The following is a 20467-nucleotide window of genomic DNA, read 5'->3' as shown; positions in this document are numbered from 1 at the left end:
ATGGAGAATGGGCGTTGTTATATCACAGGCCAAACCGCCACGACCGCGCCATTGTTCCGGGTCAATGCCCGGCCATGGTCGCTATGCTGCACTGTGCAAGGAACTTGCGTGGACGCGCTGCGTCTTAATGACTTCTAGCACTATCGCACTGGAGAAACACGATGATTCAACGGACCCTTCCCGCCTTCCTGCTTGCCCTGGGCCTCGGCGCCCTTGCCGGCTGTGCCTCGCCGACCGTCATCACCCTCAACGATGGCCGCGAGATCCAGGCGGTGGATACCCCGAAGTACGACGACGACTCCGGCTTCTATGAATTCGAGCAGCTTGACGGCAAGCGCACCCGCATCAACAAGGACCAGATCCGCACCGTCAAGGAGCTGTGATCCTGTCCCGTTTTCGCCATAACTCCTTTTTGCAACAAGGGGTTGCGAAGCAAAGAGTGATGCAGTAGGATTTTGGACATCGGAGTGTAGCGCAGCCAGGTAGCGCGTCTCGTTCGGGACGAGAAGGCCGCAGGTTCGAATCCTGTCTCTCCGACCAGATCCTTCGAAAAACCCGCCTTGTGCGGGTTTTTTGTTGCCTATGGAAAAGCACAGGAGCCGCGCCAGCAGTCCAAACCCGCTGGCGCAACAACCTGTGAAGCAGGCTCAGGCGCTCAAGCGCGAGGTCACTTCACCCAGTTGCCCCGACAGCCCATGCAGGCGCTGCCCGGCTTGCTCGGTATGCTGCACTGCCTGCTGGTTGGCGGTGGCGATACGGGTAATCTCGACCAGGTTGCGGGAAATGTCCTCGGCGACACTGGTCTGTTCTTCCGCCGCCGTGGCGATCTGTCGGTTCATGTCGCGAATCGCCTCGACCGCATTGGTGATGCGTTGCAGCATCTGGCCCGCCTGCTGAACCTGCTCGGCGCCCTCCTCGCTGCGCTGCCGGCCGCTTTCGATGGCCTTGACCGCCTCCACCGCACCGAACTGCACGGCCTCGATGATCTGATGGATTTCGGCGATCGACGCCGCGGTGCGCTGGGCCAGGCTGCGAACTTCGTCGGCGACCACCGCGAAACCACGTCCGGCCTCGCCGGCACGCGCTGCCTCGATGGCGGCGTTGAGCGCCAGCAGATTGGTCTGCTCGGCGATGCCGCGGATCACCTCGAGCACCTTGCCGATACGCGTGCTGTCGTTCTCCAGGTCACGAATCACTGCGGCCGTACCGGCAATCTCGCGATTGACCACGGCGATGGTGTCGATGGTCTGCTGCATTACCTGCTCGCCCGCCTGGGCACTGTGGTCGGCCTCGTCCGCCGCGCGCGCGGCATCGGCGGCATGGCGCGCCACTTCCTGGGCGGTGGCGGACATCTCGTGCATCGCGGTGGCGACCTGGTCGGTGCGCTGGAACTGGTCATGGGTGCCGCTGGCCATGTCGCCGGCGATGCTGCGCAACTGGCCACTGGCGCTTTCCAGCTCCTCGGCGTTGTCCTTGAGCCGGCCAACGGTGTCGGCGAGAAAGTCTCGCAGGGTGTTGGCGGCCAGCGCCAGACGCCCCAGTTCATCCTCGCGGCGACTGTCCACCCGAGCGCCGAAGCGGCCCTGGCTGAGCTGGGCCACGTAGTCGATCAACTGGCGGATCGGCTCGACCAGGCTGCGATTGACCAGCCACAGACTGAACAGGCCCACCAGCACAGCCGAGGCCAGCATCACCAGCACTCCCAGCCACACCGTGCGCTCGGCGCTGGCACTGATGTCGACCGCACGCCCCTTGGCGTCGGCGCGCAACTGCTCGACCAGCGCGCTCATCTGCTCGCTGGCGGCACGATCCACGCCCTTGACCGCGGCATCGCCCGCCACCGGGTCGCCACCGGCCGCGAGGAAGGCCTGGCGACCTTGCGCATAGGCCACGCCAAGCTCGCGGTGGCTGGCCTTGAGTTGCTCCAGAGGCGCCCTGAGCGCCGGGGCGCTGCTGTCGATCAACTGCCCGAGCAATTGCTGCACCTGTTGCTCGCGAGCCTGGAACTGCTGCCAGTACTTGTCCAGTTCGGCTGGCTGGCGGCCGCGCAGCAGCACGTTCTTCCATTCCTGCACCTGGATCTTGAACTGCAGGTTGGCCTCGTCGATCAGTTGCGAGGCGCGCAGCGGCCCGTCGACCAACTCGGCATAGCCGCGCACGCTGGAGGACAGGAACTGGAAGCACACCAGGGCGATCAGCAGCATCGCCGCCAGGCTGCCGCCAAGCAGGGTGAGGATTTGCACTCTGAGGGATTTGCGCAACATTGCGGATCTCGGAACAAGGAGGTGGGAATACGGCGCGTACGAGCAGCGCCGGCAAAGACATCCTTGTCCTCGTTCGCTGGCCAGAAAAACTGCCAAAAAAAAGCTGCCATCGCTCGATAGCAGCCAGATAGAGCACTTACGCGACAACTGAGGGGGATAGTCTCAGGCAATTGCTACAGAAATGTTACAAAAACGCTACAGCCTTACCCCTGAGTGAACTGCAGCGCCGCCAGGCGCGCGTAGAGTGGGCTTTCCTCGATCAGTTGTCGATGGCTGCCCACCGCCGTCAGTCGGCCGTTATCGATCACCGCGATGCGATCGGCGTGCTGCACGGTGGCCAGGCGATGGGCGATCACCAGCGTGGTGCGCCCAGCCATCAACTGTGGCAGGGCCTGCTGGATCAGGTGCTCGCTCTGCGCGTCGAGCGCGCTGGTAGCCTCGTCCAGCAACAGCACCGGCGCATCCACCAGCAACGCCCGGGCAATCGCCAGGCGTTGGCGCTGGCCACCCGACAGCCCGACACCACCCTCCCCCAGGCGTGTCTGGTAACCCTGCGGCAATTGCGTGATGAATTCGTGGGCATGGGCGCTGCGCGCCGCCGCCTCGACCTCGACCAGACTGGCCTCGGGCCGTCCATAGCGAATGTTGGCCTCCACGGTACCGCGAAACAACGCCGGCTGCTGCGCCACCAGGGCGAACTGGCGGCGCAGTTCGGCGGGCGCCAGCGCGGCGATCGGCCGGCCATCGAGGAGGATGCTGCCCGCCTGCGGCTCGTAGAAGCGCAGCAACAGATCGAACAGAGTCGACTTGCCTGCACCGGACGGCCCGACCAGGGCCACCGTCTGGCCCGGCTGGATGTGCAGGTTCAGGCCATCGATCGCGGCCACGCCAGGGCGTGATGGGTAGGCGAAGCGCACATCGCGCAGCACGATGTCGCCCTGGGCACGACCGCCAACCAGGCCGGCTGGCTGAGCAGGCACCTGGATCGCGCTCTGCGCCGCCAGCAGTTCGGCGATGCGCTCGGCCGCCCCTGCTGCGCGCTGCAGTTCGCCGATCACTTCGCTGAGGGTGCCGAAGGCGCTGCCGACGATCAGGCTGTAGAACACGAACGCCGCCAGCTCTCCCCCCGAGATGCGTCCGGCGATCACGTCCATGCCGCCGACCCAGAGCATCACTCCTACCGCGCCCAGCACGAGCACGATCACCAGGGTGATCAACCAGGCCCGCTGGGCAATACGCCGGCGCGCCACGTCGAACGCGGCCTCGACGGTGCCGGCGAACAGCGCCCGATCGTAGCCCTCATGGTTGTAGGCCTGCACGGTCTTGATCTGGCCAAGGGTCTCGGCGACATAACTGCCGACGTCGGCGACCCGGTCCTGGCTCTGACGCGACAGACTGCGCACACGACGACCAAACAGCAGGATCGGCGCCAGCACCAATGGCAACGCCAGGACCACGATACTGGTGAGCTTAGGGTTGGTGACGAACAGCAACACCACACCGCCAAGCACCATCAGCGCATTGCGCAGGAACATCGACAACGACGAGCCGATCACCGATTGCAACAATGTCGTGTCGGCGGTCAGCCGCGACTGGATCTCCGAACTGCGGTTGTCCTCGAAAAAACCTGGGTGCAACGCCACCAGATGGTCGAACACCGCACGACGGATATCGGCGACGCAGCGTTCGCCAATCCATGACACCAGGTAAAAGCGGGCGAAGGTACCCACCGCCAGCGCCACCACCAGCAGCAGGAACAGGCCGATGGTCTGGTTGAGCTGGTGCGGCGAACGGGTCATGAAGCCCTGGTCGACCAGCAGGCGGATACCCTGGCCCATGGACAGGGTGATGGCCGCAGTCACCACCAGCGCCAGCAAGGCCAGCAATGCCTGGCGGCGGTAGGGGCGAATGAACCGCCAGCCCAGGTGCAAGGCCCTGCGCTGGCGGGAGGAAATGGCGTCTGGCATGGCGGATCGTCGGGTGGCCGGAGATGGCCAAGCCTACCATTCGTCCGCCCGCCTGGAACTCCCGAACACGCCACTGCGTCGCAACAAGGGCCAGCGAGACGGCGGCGCCTTCGGAAAAGGACGCTATGCTGATTCGTTCTAACGTGTCACTGGAGCTTTGCCGTGCTTTCTGGTGGACTGTCCTTGTCGTGATGCCACGGAAGCTGTAACAGGCCAGTCACGGCGAGGCGATATCTTGAGCTTGCACCTGAGAGGAGACAGGAAATGAGCTTGCAGCACAGCACCGAGACCACGAAACGCCAGGACCGCCCACAACCTCAAGTCTGCGGTTCGTACATTGACGCCCAGGGCCGGGAAGTCCCGATCACCGAGCAGATGATCCAGCAGGCCTGCAAGGATCTGGAGGAAAGCCGGGTGAAGAAGGTCCACAAGGCCTGAGGCAAGGCAAGGATTCCCTACGACCCGGCGCTTGCGCCGGGTTTTTATTGGCCGCTACCACCGTCTTCAGACCAGCACCGCTCCCAGTGCGCTGATCATCTGCGCCAATTGCGGCGACTCGCCGCGCAACCGCACCGCCAACCCTTCGATCTCGCGTCGCACAGGATAATGCTTGCGCAGCAGGTCGAACGCCGCGCGCTGCTCGGTCGGATCGTCGCACAGGCTACGCCGGAAATCCGCATCGTCCCGCCGTGGGTCGTACACCGCCCGGCACAACATGGCCAGGGCCCAGGCCGGGTCGGCGCCAGCGTCGAATTCGACCTGCGCCAGCGCAGGCGGCGGCAGCAGGTCGGCCAAGCGCACCGGTGCCGGTTCGCCACGCCAGGCACAGAACGCCTGGTAGATCTGCGCGGTGCCACGCTGCTTGCCATCCAGGCTGTAGCCGGCGATGTGCGGACTGGCCAGGGTACACAGGTCGGCGAGCCGCAGATCGACCTGCGGTTCGCCCTCCCAGACATCGAGCACCGCGTGCAGGTCTTCGCGCTCGAGCAGCAGCTCACGCAAGGCCGCGTTGTCCACTACAGGTCCACGGCTGGCGTTGATCAGCCAGGCGCCGAGGCGCAGACCTGCCAGGCGTCGGGCGTCGAGCAGGTGCCAGGTCGGATGTTCGCCGCCTTGCTGCAAGGGCGTGTGCAGGCTGATCACATCGCACTGCTCGATGATCGTGTCCAGGCTGACGAAGTCCCCGCCCTGTGCAGCCTGGCGCACCGGGTCACACACCAGCACCTTCCAGCCCAGGCCGTGCAGTACCCGCACCAGGCGCCCGCCCACCTCTCCGGCACCTACCACGCCGTACACTTTCTGGCCGAGGTCGACGCCTTCCAGTTCAGCCAGCGTCAACAGGCTGCCCAGCACATAGTCGACCACGCCACGGGCGTTGCAACCCGGGGCGCTGCTCCAGTGGATACCGGCAGCGGCGAAATGCTCGAGGTCAAGATGATCGGTACCGATGGTGCAGGTGCCGACAAAACGCACCCGGCTGCCTTCGAGCAGTTGCCGGTCGACCCGGGTCACCGAACGCACCAGCAGCACGTCGGCGTCCTTGACGCAGGCGGCGTCGATGGCCCGGCCGGGGTAGCGGCGGATCTCACCGAACCCAGCGAAAAAGGCATCGAGCAGCGGGATATTCTCGTCGGCAACTATCAGCATGGCGCTCTCCTGTCAGGGGAGCGCAGTGTAGCGCGATCGCGCAGGCCTCAGTCGGCCTTCTTGCGGATCCAGTACAGGTAGGTGCCGGCGTCCTCGTCCTGGCCGAGCAGCTCATGGCCAAGGAAGACACAGAACTTGGGAATATCGCGACGCGTCGACGGGTCGGTGGCGATCACCTTGAGCACGCCGCCGGCTGTCAGCTCGCGTACATGCTTGTGCAGCATCATCACCGGTTCCGGGCAATTCAGGCCGGTGGCGTCGAGAAGGGCGTCATGGGTGAAATCGGTCATGGAGGGCTCCGCAAAATGATCGTCATTGTCGCGCATCGGGCGTGACTGTCACAGCCCCGCGCTGGCCTCAGCGCGGTTTCAGGTCGAGCCGGCGCAGGTGGCAGGTCACTTCCTCGCGGTCGTGGTAGAGCTGCTTGCAGGCAATCGACACCTTCACCTTGCGCGCCTTGAACCCCGCCTCGATGCGCTCCAGCAGCTTGCGCACCTCGGCATGGCGCTGCTTCATCGGCAGCTTCAGGTTGACCACCGCCTCGCGGCACAGCCCCTCGCCCAGCCAGGTCTCGATCAACGACGCCGTGCGCGCCGGTTTCTCGACGATGTCGCAGACCATCCAGTCGACGGTCTGTTTCGGCTTCCAGGTGAAGCCGTCGGCCATCAGGTGCGTGACCAACCCAGTCTCCATCAGGCTCTCGGCCATCGGGCCGTTGTCGATGGCGGTCACCAGCATGCCGCGCTTGACCAGTTGGTAGGTCCAACCGCCCGGCGAGGCGCCGAGGTCGACTCCGGTCATGTCGTCGTTCAGGCGTGCGTCCCACTGCTCACGCGCAATGAACTGGTGCCAGGCCTCTTCCAGCTTGAGGGTCGAGCGGCTGGGTGCCTCGCGGGGGAACTTCAGGCGCGGGATGCCCATCGGCCACAGTGCCGAGTTGTCCGCCTCGGCCAGGCCGAGGAATACCCGGCGACCGCTGATGAAGGTCAGCAGCAGGCGCGGGCGGCGCGCATCGTCCACCAGCCGGCCGGCCTTCTCCAGCGCCTTGCGCAACGGCACCTCGAACTTGCGGCAGAAGGTCGACAGCTCCTTGCCCTCGTTGCTGTCGAGCACCTCCAGCCACAGGCTGCCGCACACCGGCAGGTCGGCCAGTTGCTCGAGCAGCACGCTGATGCGGTCGGTCTCCGGCAGCTCGACGAAGCTGCCGCGCGCCCACTGGCGCGGGAAGATCAGCTGAGCGAAGCGCAGCTCCCGCATCATGCGTTCGGCAGCGCCGGGCTCGGTGCAGACGAACTCGGCGCAGGCGCTCTGCGGCTTGCCTTTGGCATAACCGGCCACGCCCAGATGGGCGGCATGTTCGCTGATTTCGGCGCAGACCTCGCCCTCGAAGCCGGGCCGGCAATGCATGAACAGGGTATTCATTTCTCACTCCACATCACTGGCGCAGACGGCGCCAGCCTTGACCCCCGACAACGCGAATGGCGGCCGGGCGGCGAATGATAAAGGAAGATCGGAACCTGCGACACGCCCCATCGGTCCAGAAAAGGGTCAGGTCCGGCAAACCGGTCTAACCTGACTGTTCAGCCCAGGTCCGTGCCGTGCGGACCGATCCAGAGCGGTGACACCGACGAGCCATTGGCAGCCGCCGGGCACCGGAGCACAAGGAGTAGTAAATGCCCTCGCTCGATAGCCTGAAAACCCTCAAGCCCCTCAAGGTGGCCGACCGCACCTACCACTACTACAGCCTCGAGGAGGCCGCACACCAGCTCGGCGACCTGCAGCGCCTGCCAATGTCGCTGAAGGTGCTGCTGGAAAACCTGCTGCGCTGGGAAGACGGCGAGACCGTCACCGGCGATGACCTGCGCGCCCTGGCCAAATGGCTGCAGGCGCGGCGCTCGGACCGCGAGATCCAGTACCGCCCAGCGCGGGTGCTGATGCAGGACTTCACCGGCGTGCCGGCGGTGGTCGACCTGGCCGCCATGCGCGCGGCCGTGGCCAAGGCCGGCGGCGATCCGCAGCGGATCAACCCGCTGTCGCCGGTCGACCTGGTGATCGACCACTCGGTGATGGTCGACCGCTACGCCAGCCCCGGCGCCTTCGCCGCCAACGTCGACATCGAGATGCAGCGCAACGGCGAACGCTACGCGTTCCTGCGCTGGGGCCAGAGCGCCTTCGACAACTTCCGCGTAGTACCGCCAGGCACCGGCATCTGCCACCAGGTCAACCTCGAGTACCTGGGCCGCACCGTCTGGACCCGCGAGGCGGACGGCCGTACCTATGCCTTCCCTGACACCCTGGTGGGTACCGACTCGCACACCACCATGATCAATGGCCTTGGCGTCCTTGGCTGGGGCGTCGGCGGCATCGAGGCGGAGGCCGCGATGCTCGGCCAACCGGTGTCGATGCTGATCCCCGAGGTGATCGGCTTCAAGCTCACCGGCAAGCTGCGCGAAGGGATCACCGCCACCGACCTGGTGCTGACCGTCACCCAGATGCTGCGCAAGAAAGGCGTGGTCGGCAAGTTCGTCGAGTTCTACGGCGACGGCCTGGCCGACCTGCCACTGGCCGACCGCGCCACCATCGCCAACATGGCGCCGGAGTACGGCGCTACCTGCGGTTTCTTCCCGGTCGACCAGGTTACCCTCGACTACCTGCGTCTGTCCGGGCGACCCGAGGAGGCCGTGCAACTGGTCGAGGCCTACTGCAAGGCCCAGGGCCTGTGGCGCCTGCCCGGCCAGGAACCGCAGTTCAGCGACACCCTGGCACTGGACATGAATGACGTGCAGGCAAGCCTGGCCGGGCCCAAGCGTCCGCAGGACCGTGTCGCCCTCGGCCAGGTGCGCCAAGCCTTCGACCATTTCATCGAGCAGCAACCCAAGCCGCTGGCCAGGGACGTCGGCCGCCTGGAGAGCGAAGGTGGCGGCGGCGTGGCAGTGGGCAATGCCGACCAGGCCGGCGAAATCGACTACACCCATGACGGCCAGCGCCACACCCTGCGTGACGGCGCCGTGGTGATCGCCGCCATCACCTCCTGCACCAACACCTCCAACCCCAGCGTGATGATGGCCGCCGGGCTGGTGGCGAAGAAAGCGGTGGAAAAAGGCCTGCAGCGCAAGCCATGGGTCAAGAGCTCCCTCGCCCCCGGCTCGAAAGTGGTCACCGACTATTACAAGGCTGCTGGCCTGACGCCCTACCTCGATCAACTCGGGTTCGATCTGGTGGGCTATGGCTGCACCACTTGCATCGGCAACTCCGGGCCGCTGGACGAAGCCATCGAGAAAGCCATCGGCAGTGCCGACCTCACCGTCGCCTCGGTGCTCTCGGGCAACCGCAACTTCGAAGGCCGGGTGCACCCGCTGGTCAAGACCAACTGGCTGGCCTCGCCGCCCCTGGTGGTGGCCTACGCCCTGGCCGGCAGCGTGCGCATCGACCTCAGCCAGGAACCGCTGGGCACCGGCAAGGATGGCAAGCCGGTGTATCTGCGCGACATCTGGCCGAGCCAGCAGGAAATCGCCGAGGCCGTGCGCAAGGTCGATACCCGCATGTTCCACAAGGAGTACGCCGAAGTGTTCGCCGGCGACGCCCAGTGGCAAGCCATCGAAGTACCGCAGGCAGCGACCTACGTGTGGCAGGACGACTCCACCTATATCCAGCATCCTCCGTTCTTCGACGATATCGGCGGGCCGCTGCCGCAGATCACCGATATCAAGAGCGCACGCATACTCGCCCTGCTCGGCGACTCGGTAACCACCGACCATATCTCCCCGGCCGGCAACATCAAGGCCGACAGCCCGGCAGGGCGCTACCTGCGCGAAAAAGGCGTGGAGCCCCGCGACTTCAATTCCTACGGCTCGCGCCGCGGCAACCATGAGGTGATGATGCGCGGCACCTTCGCCAACATCCGCATCCGTAACGAGATGCTCGGCGGCGAGGAAGGTGGCAATACGCTGTACGTGCCCACCGGCGAGAAGCTGTCGATCTACGACGCCGCCATGCGCTACCAGAACGACGGTACGCCACTGGTGGTGATTGCCGGACAGGAATACGGCACCGGTTCCAGCCGCGACTGGGCAGCCAAGGGCACCAACCTGCTGGGGGTCAAGGCAGTGCTGGCGGAAAGCTTCGAACGCATCCACCGTTCCAACCTGGTGGGCATGGGCGTGCTGCCGCTGCAGTTCAAGGCCGGGGACGACCGTAAAAGCCTGGGGCTGACCGGCACGGAGCAGATCGAGGTACTGGGCTTGGGCGGGGCGCAGATCCGGCCGGGCATGAGCCTGCCGTTGCGCATCACCCGCGAGGATGGCCGGCAGACGCAGATCGAGGTGCTGTGCCGGATCGATACGCTCAATGAAGTGGAGTACTTCAAGTCCGGCGGGATCCTGCACTACGTATTGCGACAGCTGATCGCGGCGTAGCAAGCCCTCTCCTGCGGGGAACATCCCCCGCCAGCCTTGCCGGTGCTCGCCGGCAAGGCTGGCTCCGTGCTGGGAGCGGGCTCACGCCCCTCAAGCAGCTTGATACAAATCAACACAGATTCCTACAGACGCCCCTAGACTCCGGACACTGCAGCTCTATCCGGGGACTACCCACATGCTCGACGACCTACGCTGGGACGCCGACCTGATTCGTCGCTACGATCTGGCCGGGCCACGCTACACCTCCTATCCGACCGCCGTGCAACTGCACGGCGAAGTGGGCTCGTTCGACCTGCTCCACGCCCTGCGCGAGAGCCGCCGTGCCGTGCGCCCGCTGTCGCTGTACGTGCATGTGCCGTTCTGCGCCAACATCTGCTACTACTGCGCCTGCAACAAGGTCATTACCAAGGACCGCGCCCGCGCCGCGCCCTACCTGCAACGCCTCGAACAGGAAATCCAGCTGATCGCCTGCCACCTCGACCCTAAACAGGTCGTTGAGCAGCTGCATTTCGGCGGTGGCACGCCGACCTTCCTCAGCCATGTGGAATTGCGCCAGCTGATGGCCACCTTGCGCCAGCATTTCAACCTGCTGGACGATGACTCCGGCGACTACGGCATCGAGATCGACCCGCGCGAAGCCGACTGGTCGACCATGGGCCTGCTCCGCGAGCTGGGCTTCAACCGCGTCAGCCTCGGCGTGCAGGACCTCGATCCGGCCGTGCAGCGCGCGGTCAACCGCCTGCAAAGCCTGGAACAGACCCGTACCCTGATCGAGGCGGCACGCACCCTGCAGTTTCGCTCGATCAACCTCGACCTGATCTATGGCCTGCCCAAGCAGACTCCGGAAGGCTTCGCCCGTACCGTCGAGGAAGTCATCCGCCTGCAGCCTGGCCGCCTGTCGGTATTCAATTACGCACACCTGCCCGAACGCTTCATGCCCCAGCGGCGCATCGACAGCAACGACTTGCCATCACCAGCGGCCAAGCTGGAGATGCTGCACGCGACCATCGAGCAACTGACTGCCGCCGGCTACCGCTACATCGGCATGGACCACTTCGCCCTGCCCGACGACGAGCTGGCCATCGCCCAGGAAGAAGGCACCCTGCAGCGCAACTTCCAGGGTTACACCACCCATGGCCACTGCGACCTGATTGGCCTGGGCGTCTCGGCGATCAGCCAGATCGGCGACCTCTACTGCCAGAACAGCAGCGACCTGAACACCTACCAGGACACCCTTTCCAGCGCCCAGCTGGCGACCCAGCGCGGCCTGCTGTGCAACCCGGACGACCGCCTGCGTCGGGCTGTGATCCAACAGTTGATCTGCCATTTCGAACTGGACTTCGAATCGATAGAGCAAGCCTTCACCATCGATTTTCGCGGCTACTTCAATGACCTGTGGCCAGAGCTGCAGGCCATGCAACGCGACGGCCTGATCACCCTGGACAGCAAAGGCATCCGCATCCTGCCCGCCGGCCGCCTGCTGGCGCGCTCGGTGTGCATGGTGTTCGACGCCTACCTCGCGCAACACAACCGCCAGCGATTCTCGCGGGTGATCTGACGCCGTTGAGGCGATTCACCGCATGGACAGCCCGCCTTTCGAGGCACACTATGGACAGTTGAACGGTAGCGGAACACCCACCGCCCGCCGCCACCAGCGCGCACCAAAAAAGCGCACGCTGGCCTATAGCCCATGCCGCAGGTTATCCTTACGGCTTATGTGTGCTTTCCCACAAGGATCGAAAGAAATGTCCGAGCCAGTAAAACTGCGCCCACACAACCAGGCCCATTGCAAGGATTGCAGCCTGGCCCCCCTGTGCCTGCCCCTGTCCCTCAATCTCGAGGACATGGACGCACTGGATGAAATCGTCAAACGTGGCCGCCCCCTGAAGAAAGGCGAGTTCCTGTTCCGCCAGGGTGACAATTTCGGCTCGGTCTACGCGGTACGCTCCGGCGCCCTCAAGACATTCAGCCTCAGCGACGGCGGCGAGGAGCAGATCACCGGCTTCCACCTGCCCAGCGAGCTGGTCGGCCTGTCCGGCATGGACACCGAAGCCTACCCGGTGTCGGCCCAGGCCCAGGAAACCACCTCGGTGTGCGAGATCCCGTTCGAACGCCTCGACGAGCTGTCGGTCCAGCTGCCACAACTGCGCCGCCAGCTGATGCGGGTAATGAGCCGCGAGATCCGCGACGACCAGCAAATGATGTTGCTGCTGTCGAAGAAAACCGCCGACGAGCGCATCGCCACCTTCCTGGTCAACCTGTCCGCGCGCTTCCGCGCTCGCGGCTATTCGGCCAACCAGTTCCGCCTGAGCATGTCGCGCAACGAGATCGGCAACTACCTCGGCCTCGCCGTGGAAACCGTATCCCGCGTGTTCACCCGCTTCCAGCAGAACGGCCTGCTCAAGGCCGAGGGCAAGGAGGTGCACATCCTCGACCCGATCCAGCTGTGCGCGCTGGCCGGTGGGGCACTCGAGGCCTGACCACGCCGCGAAAAGGGTATACTGGCGCCTTGGTTTTTCCAGGATACCCCCCATGCACAGCGACACCTTCGACCTCAAAGCCCTGATCCGCCCGGTAGTGGACTTCCCCAAGCCGGGCGTGATCTTTCGCGACATCACCCCGCTGTTCCAGTCACCGCGCGGCTTGCGCTATGTCGCCGACCAGTTCATCGAGCGCTACGTCGAGGCCGAGTTCAGCCATATCGGTGCCATGGACGCCCGGGGTTTCCTGATCGGCTCGATCATCGCCCACCAGTTGAACAAGCCGCTGATCCTGTTTCGCAAGCAAGGCAAGCTGCCGGCCGATGTCCTGAGCGAGGGTTACCAGACCGAATATGGCGAGGCATTCCTGGAAGTCCACGCGGACAGCCTCTGCGAAGGGGATTCAGTGCTGATCTTCGATGACCTGATCGCCACTGGCGGCACCCTGCTGGCGGCTGCCAACCTGGTGCGCCGCACCGGTGCCCAGGTGTTCGAGGCGGCAGCGATCATCGACCTGCCGGAGCTGGACGGCTCGCGGCGCCTGCAGGCGGCCGGCGTGCCGACCTTCTGCCTGACCGAGTTCTCCCTCAGCGAATACTGAGTTCGCCTGTACAAGCATCGCGGGGCAAGCCCGCTCCCACGCCGATTCTGCTCGGCGTCGTGGGAGCGGGCTTGCCCCGCGATGTATTTGCCCGTCCTACAGCGAAATCGGCTTGCGCCCGGCGAACGCATGGGCCAGCGTCCCGCCATCCACCAGTTCCAGTTCGCCCCCCAGCGGCACGCCATGGGCGATCCGCGTGGCTGTCAGGCCTTTCTCGGCCAACAACTGGGCGATGTAATGAGCCGTCGCCTCCCCTTCCACTGTCGGGTTGGTGGCCAGGATTACCTCGCTGAAGGTGCCCTGCTCGTCGATGCGCGCCATCAATTGCGGGATACCAATGGCATCCGGCCCAAGACCATCGAGCGGCGACAGATGCCCCTTGAGCACGAAGTAACGGCCACGGTAGCCGGTCTGCTCTACCGCATACACGTCCATCGGCCCTTCGACCACGCACAGCTGGGTATCGTCGCGGCGCGGATCGGCGCACTGCGGGCACAGTTCCTGCTCGGTCAGGGTACGGCACTGGCGGCAGTGGCCAACGCCCTCCATGGCCTGGCTCAAGGCCTGGGCCAGGCGCGTACCACCGCTACGGTCGCGCTCGAGCAGCTGCAGGGCCATGCGCTGGGCGGTTTTCTGGCCGACCCCGGGGAGGATGCGCAGGGCGTCGATCAGTTGGCGGATCAGGGGGCTGAAGCTCATGTATGCAGGCCTGCCAATTCAGGTGTCAAAACGAACGAGGGAGCAGCGACCGCCAGGCCGCTGCTCCCTCCGTGAAGCGAGAAACCGATCAGAACGGCATCTTGAAGCCAGGCGGCAACTGCATGCCGGCGGTCATGCTGCCCATCTTGTCCTGGCTGTTCTGCTCGATCTTGCGCACGGCATCGTTCAGCGCGGCGGCGATCAGGTCTTCCAGCACTTCCTTGTCGTCGGCGTCGGTGGACATCAGGGTCTGGTCGATGCTCACGCGCTTGACGTCATGGCGACCGGTCATCACCACGCTGACCAGGCCGCCACCGGACTGGCCGGTCACTTCCGCATTGGCCAGCTCTTCCTGCATCTTCTGCATCTTTTCCTGCATCTGCTGGGCCTGCTTCATCAGGCCGGCCATGCCACCTTTCATCATGGGGGTATACCTCGATCAGTTCATATGATGCGGCCAGGCCACGAAGCCGGCCGCATGGTTATCCATTCACTGGCCCTGGCTGGCCAGGGCGTCGACAGGTTCAATAGTATCCTGTCGCACCGTCGCGCCGAACAGCCGGATCATCTGCTGGATGAGCGGATCCTGCTCGATCGACACTTCGGCGTCATGCTGACGCTCGGCACGCTTGCGGGCGGCGGCCTGGGCCGGCGTCTCCTGCTCCGGGCAGATCAGCTCGATCTTCAGGTTGATGGTGCGCCCCAGTTGCTGGTTGAGCGCATCGTTCAGACGACGTTGCTGCGTCGAGTTGAACAGCGCGCCCTGTCCCGGGTCCAGGTGCAGCAGCCAGTCATCGCCATCGGCGGCGATCAGCGTACAGTTTGCGGCGATGTTGCCTGTCATCCCTGAGACAGGCAACTGTGGGAACAATTCCAGCCATTGCAAGGCCAGCCCCGTGGCCGGCTTGGCCGCCAGCGCCGGCTCGACGGGCTTGGCAGGCGGCTCTTCCTGCACATGCTCGGCCAGTTCGTCGAGATAGCTGAAGCCGGCCGGGTCGCCGTCCACGACGTAGTAGTCCTCGTCCGCGGGCGGTTCATCGTCACGCTCCATGCCTGCCGCGCCATAGGCGGACGGATCGAACGGCGGCTGGTCATCGTCCACCTGACTGACGGCAGGGGTCGACCTGGCAGACGCAGGCTCAGGCTCTGGGGCTTGCTGTGGCTGCGGCGGAGCAACCGGAGCGGCCGGCTCTTCCCAAGGCAGGTCGATGACTTCCTCGACCGGCTCCGGCATCACGGCCTGCGGCTCTGGCTCTGACTCTGACTCTGACTCTGGAACAGCCTGCGGCTCGACCAGCGGAGCCGCCTCGACGACCGCCGGCGCTACCGGCACAACAGGCTCAGGCGCAACAGAAGCGGCAACCGGTTCGACGACAGTCGCCGCGGCTGCCACCGGCTTGGCTGGATCAGCTGTGGCCTGGCTGATCCCCACTGGCTTTAGCACTGGCCTCGGCGCATCGTCGCTATCGGCCGGGCGGAACGCCAGCATGCGCAACAGCACCATCTCGAAGCCACCACGCGGATCCGGCGCCAGCGGCAAGTCGCGCCGGCCGATCAGGCCCATCTGGTAGTAGAACTGCACATCCTCGGCCGGCAATGCCTGGGCCAGCGCCAGCACCCGCTCGCGATCGCCCTGGCCATTGTCGACCGCCTCCGGCAGCGCCTGGGCGACGGCCACCCGGTGCAGCACGTTGAGCATTTCCGACAGCACACCGTTCCAGTCCGGCCCCTGCTCGGCCAGTTCGCGCACGGCTTCCAGCAGCGCCCGGGCATCGCCCTCGAGCAGCGCCTGCAGCACGCCATACACCTGGCCATGGTCCAGGGTGCCGAGCATCGCCCGCACATCGGCGGCCAGCACCTTGCCCTCGCCGAAGGCGATGGCCTGGTCGGTCAGGCTCATGGCGTCGCGCATCGAACCATCGGCGGCACGGCCAAGCAGCCACAGGGCATCGTCCTCGAAAGGCACGTTCTCGGCGCCCAGCACATGGCTGAGGTGCTCGACCACCCGCTCCGGGCTCATGTTCTTCAGCGAGAACTGCAGGCAGCGCGAAAGAATGGTCGCCGGCAGCTTCTGCGGATCGGTGGTGGCGAGGATGAACTTGACGTAGGGCGGCGGCTCTTCCAGCGTCTTCAACAAGGCGTTGAAGGAGTGCGTCGAGAGCATGTGCACTTCGTCGATCAGGTAGACCTTGAAGCGCCCGCGACTGGGCGCGTACTGCACGTTGTCGAGCAGTTCGCGGGTGTCCTCGACCTTGGTGCGGCTGGCGGCGTCGATCTCGATCAGGTCGACGAAGCGCCCCTCGTCGATCTCCCGGCACACCGAGCAGGTGCCACAGGGGGTGGAGGTGATGCCCGTCTCGCAGTTCAGGCATTTGGCGATGATCCGCGCAATGGTGGTCTTGCCCACGCCACGGGTACCGGTGAACAGGTAGGCGTGGTGCAGGCGCTGGTTGTCCAGGGCGTTGATCAAAGCCTTGAGCACATGGGTCTGGCCGACCATTTCGCGGAACGAGCGCGGACGCCATTTACGTGCAAGAACCTGATAACTCATCAAAAAACCATCGTGACCGGAGCGGGCGGAAAGAGCGCTAATGCTAGCGGAGCGGGGCCGAAAATGCACCCTGCCGATCTCGTCTAAGCTCAGTAGCGGGCGTGCAGCCGGACAGATCAGGGAGGATGAGACGTGCGGCAAGTCCTGGCCATCCTGTTGTTATGGACGACCCACAGCCTGGCCGAGCAGCCGGTGCTGCGCTTTTCCATCGCCGAAAGCTGGAGCATGCCACTGATGCGTACCGAGCAGGAACAGCCGGTGGAAGGCATCCTGTTCGAGCTGATGCAGGCCATCGCCCGCGAAACGGGAACCCGCGCGCAGTACCATGTGATGGCGCGCCTGCGCCTGCAGGAAGCCCTGGAGAACGGCGACATCGACGTGCGCTGCTACGTTTCCAGCCAATGGCTGGACGAACGCCCCGGCAACTACCTGTGGAGCGTCCCGCTGATCGAGCAACGCGACCTGCTGGTAGGCCGCCCCGGCGACAGCAACCCGACCACCCCCGAGAACCTGGCGCCCCAATCCATCGGTACCGTACTCGGCTACACCTACCCTACCCTCGCCCCACTGTTCAACCGTGGCCGCCTGCAGCGCGAGGACAGCCGCAACCAGTTGCTCGCCCTGCAGAAGCTCAAGGCCGGACGCTACCGCCATGCGGTGAGCAACCAGCTGTCGCTGCAATGGTTCAACCGCCAGCATCCTCCGGAGCAGCGCCTGCGCGTCGTCGCCGTGCTGCAGGAGCAAGCCCTGGGCTGCCTGGTGCGCAACGACCCCCTGCTACCGACCCGGCGTGTACTCAAGGCGATGATGCGGCTCAAGCAGTCCGGGGAGGTCGAGCGCATCATCGAACGCTACACCGATGCGTCCTCGCCACAGCGCCTGACACGGGGCGATGGCGATTAGGCGAACAGAGCGACCCTGACCAGGCCAGCCAGGTAGAGCCCTGCCCCGAACACGGCATGGGTGGCCAGGCTACGCAGGCAGTTTCTCAGCGGCGTCGGTGTGTTCATCGCGAAGTACCCCGCCCCCAGCGCCGGCTGGATCACGCACAGCGGCACCAATACCGAAACGATTCCGAACGACAGGGCCGGCCACAACGTGGGGGATTGCAGCCATTGCGGCGATGCCAGCCCTACCAGGATCGCGGCGAACAGCAGCCCGGTGACGTAATGCAGCAGCCAGCCCAGCAGCAGCTCGCCCCGCACCGGCGGTGCCTTGGCAATCGCCTGATGTCGCCAGCGCCCCGCGCCCAAGTGCCCGGCCCAGCGACCGACCATGGCGTAGTTGAGGGTGGCGATGCCCAGACGCTTGAGCAACAGGGTCCACAGGTCCATCACCAGGGTGGCGCCGACGCCGACCCAAAGCATGGAGAACAGCAAGGTAACGAGAGGCATGCAAAAGCTCCGAGAGGATTGACGGAAATGTCCATGGCTCGCAGCATGCAAGTTGAAGTCGACTTCAAGTCAAGGAGAACGCGATGGACATTGCCGATGTCGCCCGGCGCACGGGCGTGCCGGCCTCGACACTGCGCTACTACGCCAAGAAGGGCCTGCTCAGGTCACTGACAAGCCCTGGCCAACGCCGCCAGTTTCCGGCCGATACAAGCGAACGCCTGGCATTGATCGCCCTGGGCCAGGCGGCAGGTTTCTCACTGGATGAAGTGGCGGCAATGCTGGTGGAGCAGCGGGTAGACCGGCAGCTGCTGCTGGACAGGGCCGCTGAGATCGACCAGCAGGTCAAGCGCCTGCAGGCGATGAGCAAGGGCTTGCGCCATGCCGCCGCCTGCCCGGAAGAGAACCACCTGCACTGTCCCAAGTTCCAACGGCTGCTGCAGGTGTCAACGGGCCGTGGCAAACGCAACAAGCCAGCAGCCGGGGCCAGGCGCTAGAGGCGCGTACCGCTCAATAACCGTGCAGTTCGCGGAACGGCTGCCCCTTGTGGTAGTCGATCCACTCCTCCACGTCATACGGCAAGTACAGCTGGCGCCGCGCCCGCGACAACGCGATGTACACGGCGCAGATCCGCGCATCGAAGGCGTAGGCGTCCTTGAACGGCTCGGTGCTCATCAGCTCGGGCGTCAGCAGCACCTGGTCGAACTCAAGGCCGCCAGCCTCCTCGGCCATCATCAGTGTGATGCTGGCCCTCTGGGCGCTGACCCGGGACTCCAGCACGGTAAGGTCGGCCAGCTTGTAACCGCCCTCCAGTCGCGCCTCGACCCACCGGAACGCGCCATCGAAGCGCTCGGCGTCGCGCACCTGCTGCCAGTCGAGCAGATGGGCGAAGTGTGCATGCGGGCCCGCCGCATCATGTCCGGGGCTATAGAACGCTGCCCGGAACAGGCCGATGGCCGTGGCCATGAAGCGCCGCATGTCAGGCCAGTCAGGGAAATCCAGCAGGCAACCGCACTCAGCCAGCTCCATGGCCCAGCGCATGATGTCCCAACGCGACGCGCCCAGCACCACGCAGCCCTCAGGTGGAACGAAGCCCTCGGGGAAATGCTCGATGCCCACATCGACGTTGCGCGCCGCCTCGAAAGCGACCTTGGACTTGTGCGAATGCATGCCGATCAGCGGGTTGATCAGCCGTTCGACCTTGGGCCCTGAGCGCACGGCAAAGGCCATGTCCTTGTGGCGTACCTGGCGCTCGCGCCGGACCACTTCGCCAACGGCCTTCTGATACTCGTCGCCGAGGGTGATCAGCACCTGCCGACCGCGCTCGATCACCTGCAACAGCGAGGCCGGCAGGTCCTGGCTCTCGTCGATGATCACGTGGCTGAAGCGCGTCGGCACGCTGCACCCGGCCAGGCTGGCACGCTTGATCAGCAGCAAGGCCTCGAACCCGGTCTGCGCGCCCCAGGCAGGATTCGCTTGCAGATAACGCCAGAGGCGGCTGGCGTACTCCAGCAACACCTGCGCATCCATGCCGGTCAGCGCTTGCCGGAAGAACGGCAGATGGCGGCTGGACAAACTGTAGTCCCGCGACTCGCAATAGGCGTGCAACACCTCCAGGCAGATATCCAGCGCATGCTCGGCATCGTACTGGCGCAGGCCGACAATACCCAGTTCCTCGGCCAGCCGGCGCTTGCCAGGGCCTCGAACCACCGAGCGGGCGGAAGCCGGCTGTGCATCCTTGAGCAGCGCCCGGGCCAACTGGCCGAAGGTCATGCCGAGCTTGGCCTGAGCGTCCAGCCCCATGCGCTGGCGCAACGTGCCGAGCTTGGCCGGCGTGCGTGCCAGGGCCAGCACCCGGCCACGCGGCAGGCAGTCCATCAGCGCACCGAGCAGGTAGCTCTTGCCGATCCCGGCATAGCCCTGCACATGGATGTCTTCATCGAGATTGGCGCGGATCACCTTGAGCAGCTTGTCCTGCTCGACGGTCAGCCAGCGCTCCCGATCGAAACCGGTCGTCACCCGCTGGCTGAATGGATTGCCGTCATGGTGGCGGCGGATGCGGAAATCGAAGTCCCACTTGCCATTGGCCAGCAGGTAATCACCGGCCGCGACTTCGTCTGCGCCAAGCAGATGCAGGTTCGAGCCCTTGATCACCTCAAGACCGAAGTACAGCTTGCGCGCGTCGAACAACCGGCGCGCCTCGGACAGCAGCCCGACGCCGGCCGTATGCGGGCCATCGACGGCCCAGGCCAGCAGCCGGCCCAGGACCTTCTCCGCGCCTCGCGCATCGACCTTGCCTGAGGCCTGGGCAAGGTTCTGCACCACCAGCACGGCAGCCAGCTCTGGATCGCTCAGCGTCTCGAGCGCTGGCGTCTCCAGAAGTGCCCGGCAGGTTTCCTGGGAAACCGGCAGGTAGACCGGCCGGGAGAAATCGAAGTGTTCAGGTTGCATG

18 protein-coding genes and 1 tRNA gene are annotated in these 20467 nt (G+C 65.2%); 9 read left to right on the top strand and 10 right to left on the bottom strand.

Annotated features, from left to right (window positions below):
- The first annotated feature begins 161 nt into the window (after window positions 1–161).
- Window positions 162–383, top strand: a complete 222-nt coding sequence (locus tag F3J43_RS16640; protein ID WP_166888784.1) for a YgdI/YgdR family lipoprotein — start codon at window positions 162–164, stop codon at window positions 381–383.
- An 80-nt stretch (window positions 384–463) separates the two neighbouring features.
- Window positions 464–540, top strand: a tRNA-Pro gene (locus F3J43_RS16635).
- A 107-nt stretch (window positions 541–647) separates the two neighbouring features.
- Here F3J43_RS16635 and F3J43_RS16630 read toward each other — a convergent pair.
- Both F3J43_RS16630 and F3J43_RS16625 read right to left on the bottom strand, forming a co-directional pair.
- On the bottom strand, window positions 648–2264 hold the full coding sequence (locus tag F3J43_RS16630) for a methyl-accepting chemotaxis protein (protein ID WP_166888782.1): 1617 nt from the start codon (window positions 2262–2264) through the stop codon (window positions 648–650).
- 203 nt (window positions 2265–2467) lie between these two features.
- Window positions 2468–4231 (bottom strand): ABC transporter transmembrane domain-containing protein, encoded by a 1764-nt coding sequence (locus F3J43_RS16625; RefSeq protein WP_166888779.1) that lies wholly within the window; start codon window positions 4229–4231, stop codon window positions 2468–2470.
- 264 nt (window positions 4232–4495) lie between these two features.
- On the opposite strand from F3J43_RS16625, the gene F3J43_RS16620 reads away from it, so the two are divergent.
- A complete protein-coding gene (locus tag F3J43_RS16620) occupies window positions 4496–4669 on the top strand; it encodes a PA1571 family protein (protein WP_166888766.1) in 174 nt (57 codons plus the stop codon).
- A gap of 66 nt (window positions 4670–4735) precedes the next feature.
- Here the strand turns inward: F3J43_RS16620 and pdxB are convergent, their stop codons facing one another.
- From pdxB to rlmM, 3 genes are all read right to left on the bottom strand, one after another.
- Entirely contained in the window at window positions 4736–5878 is a 1143-nt protein-coding gene (gene pdxB, locus F3J43_RS16615) for a 4-phosphoerythronate dehydrogenase PdxB (protein ID WP_166888761.1), read from the bottom strand.
- 47 nt (window positions 5879–5925) lie between these two features.
- Window positions 5926–6168, bottom strand: coding sequence for a sulfurtransferase TusA (gene tusA, locus F3J43_RS16610; RefSeq protein ID WP_166888757.1), 243 nt, complete (start codon window positions 6166–6168; stop codon window positions 5926–5928).
- Between the two features lie 67 nt (window positions 6169–6235).
- Window positions 6236–7300, bottom strand: coding sequence for a 23S rRNA (cytidine(2498)-2'-O)-methyltransferase RlmM (gene rlmM / locus F3J43_RS16605; protein WP_166888754.1), 1065 nt, complete (start codon window positions 7298–7300; stop codon window positions 6236–6238).
- A gap of 251 nt (window positions 7301–7551) precedes the next feature.
- Here rlmM and acnA point away from each other — a divergent pair, with 251 nt between their 5' ends.
- The 4 genes from acnA to F3J43_RS16585 all read left to right on the top strand — a co-directional run bounded on the left by acnA (window position 7552) and on the right by F3J43_RS16585 (window position 13374).
- A complete protein-coding gene (gene acnA / locus F3J43_RS16600; protein ID WP_166888751.1) occupies window positions 7552–10293 on the top strand; it encodes an aconitate hydratase AcnA in 2742 nt (913 codons plus the stop codon).
- 175 nt (window positions 10294–10468) lie between these two features.
- The gene (gene hemN / locus F3J43_RS16595) at window positions 10469–11851 is read left to right on the top strand and encodes an oxygen-independent coproporphyrinogen III oxidase (RefSeq protein WP_166888749.1); all 1383 of its coding nucleotides are present in this window, start codon (window positions 10469–10471) and stop codon (window positions 11849–11851) included.
- A gap of 187 nt (window positions 11852–12038) precedes the next feature.
- A complete protein-coding gene (gene fnrA / locus F3J43_RS16590; protein ID WP_166888746.1) occupies window positions 12039–12773 on the top strand; it encodes a Crp/Fnr family transcriptional regulator FnrA in 735 nt (244 codons plus the stop codon).
- 52 nt (window positions 12774–12825) lie between these two features.
- Window positions 12826–13374 carry an adenine phosphoribosyltransferase gene (locus F3J43_RS16585; RefSeq protein WP_016711710.1) on the top strand — a complete coding sequence of 183 codons (549 nt, stop codon included), beginning with the start codon at window positions 12826–12828 and terminating at the stop codon, window positions 13372–13374.
- Between the two features lie 96 nt (window positions 13375–13470).
- On the opposite strand, the gene recR is transcribed toward F3J43_RS16585, so the two are convergent.
- From recR to dnaX, 3 genes are all read right to left on the bottom strand, one after another.
- Window positions 13471–14073 (bottom strand): recombination mediator RecR, encoded by a 603-nt coding sequence (recR, locus tag F3J43_RS16580; RefSeq protein WP_166888743.1) that lies wholly within the window; start codon window positions 14071–14073, stop codon window positions 13471–13473.
- Between the two features lie 88 nt (window positions 14074–14161).
- Window positions 14162–14497, bottom strand: coding sequence for a YbaB/EbfC family nucleoid-associated protein (locus F3J43_RS16575; RefSeq protein WP_166888740.1), 336 nt, complete (start codon window positions 14495–14497; stop codon window positions 14162–14164).
- A gap of 66 nt (window positions 14498–14563) precedes the next feature.
- The gene (dnaX, locus tag F3J43_RS16570; RefSeq protein ID WP_166888737.1) at window positions 14564–16624 is read right to left on the bottom strand and encodes a DNA polymerase III subunit gamma/tau; all 2061 of its coding nucleotides are present in this window, start codon (window positions 16622–16624) and stop codon (window positions 14564–14566) included.
- 132 nt (window positions 16625–16756) lie between these two features.
- On the opposite strand from dnaX, the gene F3J43_RS16565 reads away from it, so the two are divergent.
- The gene (locus F3J43_RS16565; protein WP_166888734.1) at window positions 16757–17527 is read left to right on the top strand and encodes a substrate-binding periplasmic protein; all 771 of its coding nucleotides are present in this window, start codon (window positions 16757–16759) and stop codon (window positions 17525–17527) included.
- Here the strand turns inward: F3J43_RS16565 and F3J43_RS16560 are convergent.
- Window positions 17524–18018, bottom strand: a complete 495-nt coding sequence (locus F3J43_RS16560; protein ID WP_166888731.1) for a DUF2938 domain-containing protein — start codon at window positions 18016–18018, stop codon at window positions 17524–17526. The two genes, F3J43_RS16565 and F3J43_RS16560, sit on opposite strands and share 4 nt — an antisense overlap.
- Window positions 18019–18101: 83 nt before the next feature.
- Between F3J43_RS16560 and F3J43_RS16555 the strand changes: the two genes are divergently transcribed.
- Complete coding sequence (locus F3J43_RS16555) at window positions 18102–18512, top strand: helix-turn-helix domain-containing protein (protein ID WP_166888728.1); 411 nt, start codon at window positions 18102–18104, stop codon at window positions 18510–18512.
- Window positions 18513–18525: 13 nt separating this feature from the next.
- Here F3J43_RS16555 and F3J43_RS16550 read toward each other — a convergent pair whose 3' ends face one another.
- Window positions 18526–20466 carry a hypothetical protein gene (locus F3J43_RS16550; RefSeq protein WP_166888725.1) on the bottom strand — a complete coding sequence of 647 codons (1941 nt, stop codon included), beginning with the start codon at window positions 20464–20466 and terminating at the stop codon, window positions 18526–18528.
- Window position 20467 lies beyond the last annotated feature (1 nt).

The organism is Pantoea sp. Cy-639, assembly GCF_011752525.1.
Lineage (GTDB): Bacteria > Pseudomonadota > Gammaproteobacteria > Pseudomonadales > Pseudomonadaceae > Aquipseudomonas.
This window is presented reverse-complemented; position numbering and strand designations above follow the sequence as displayed.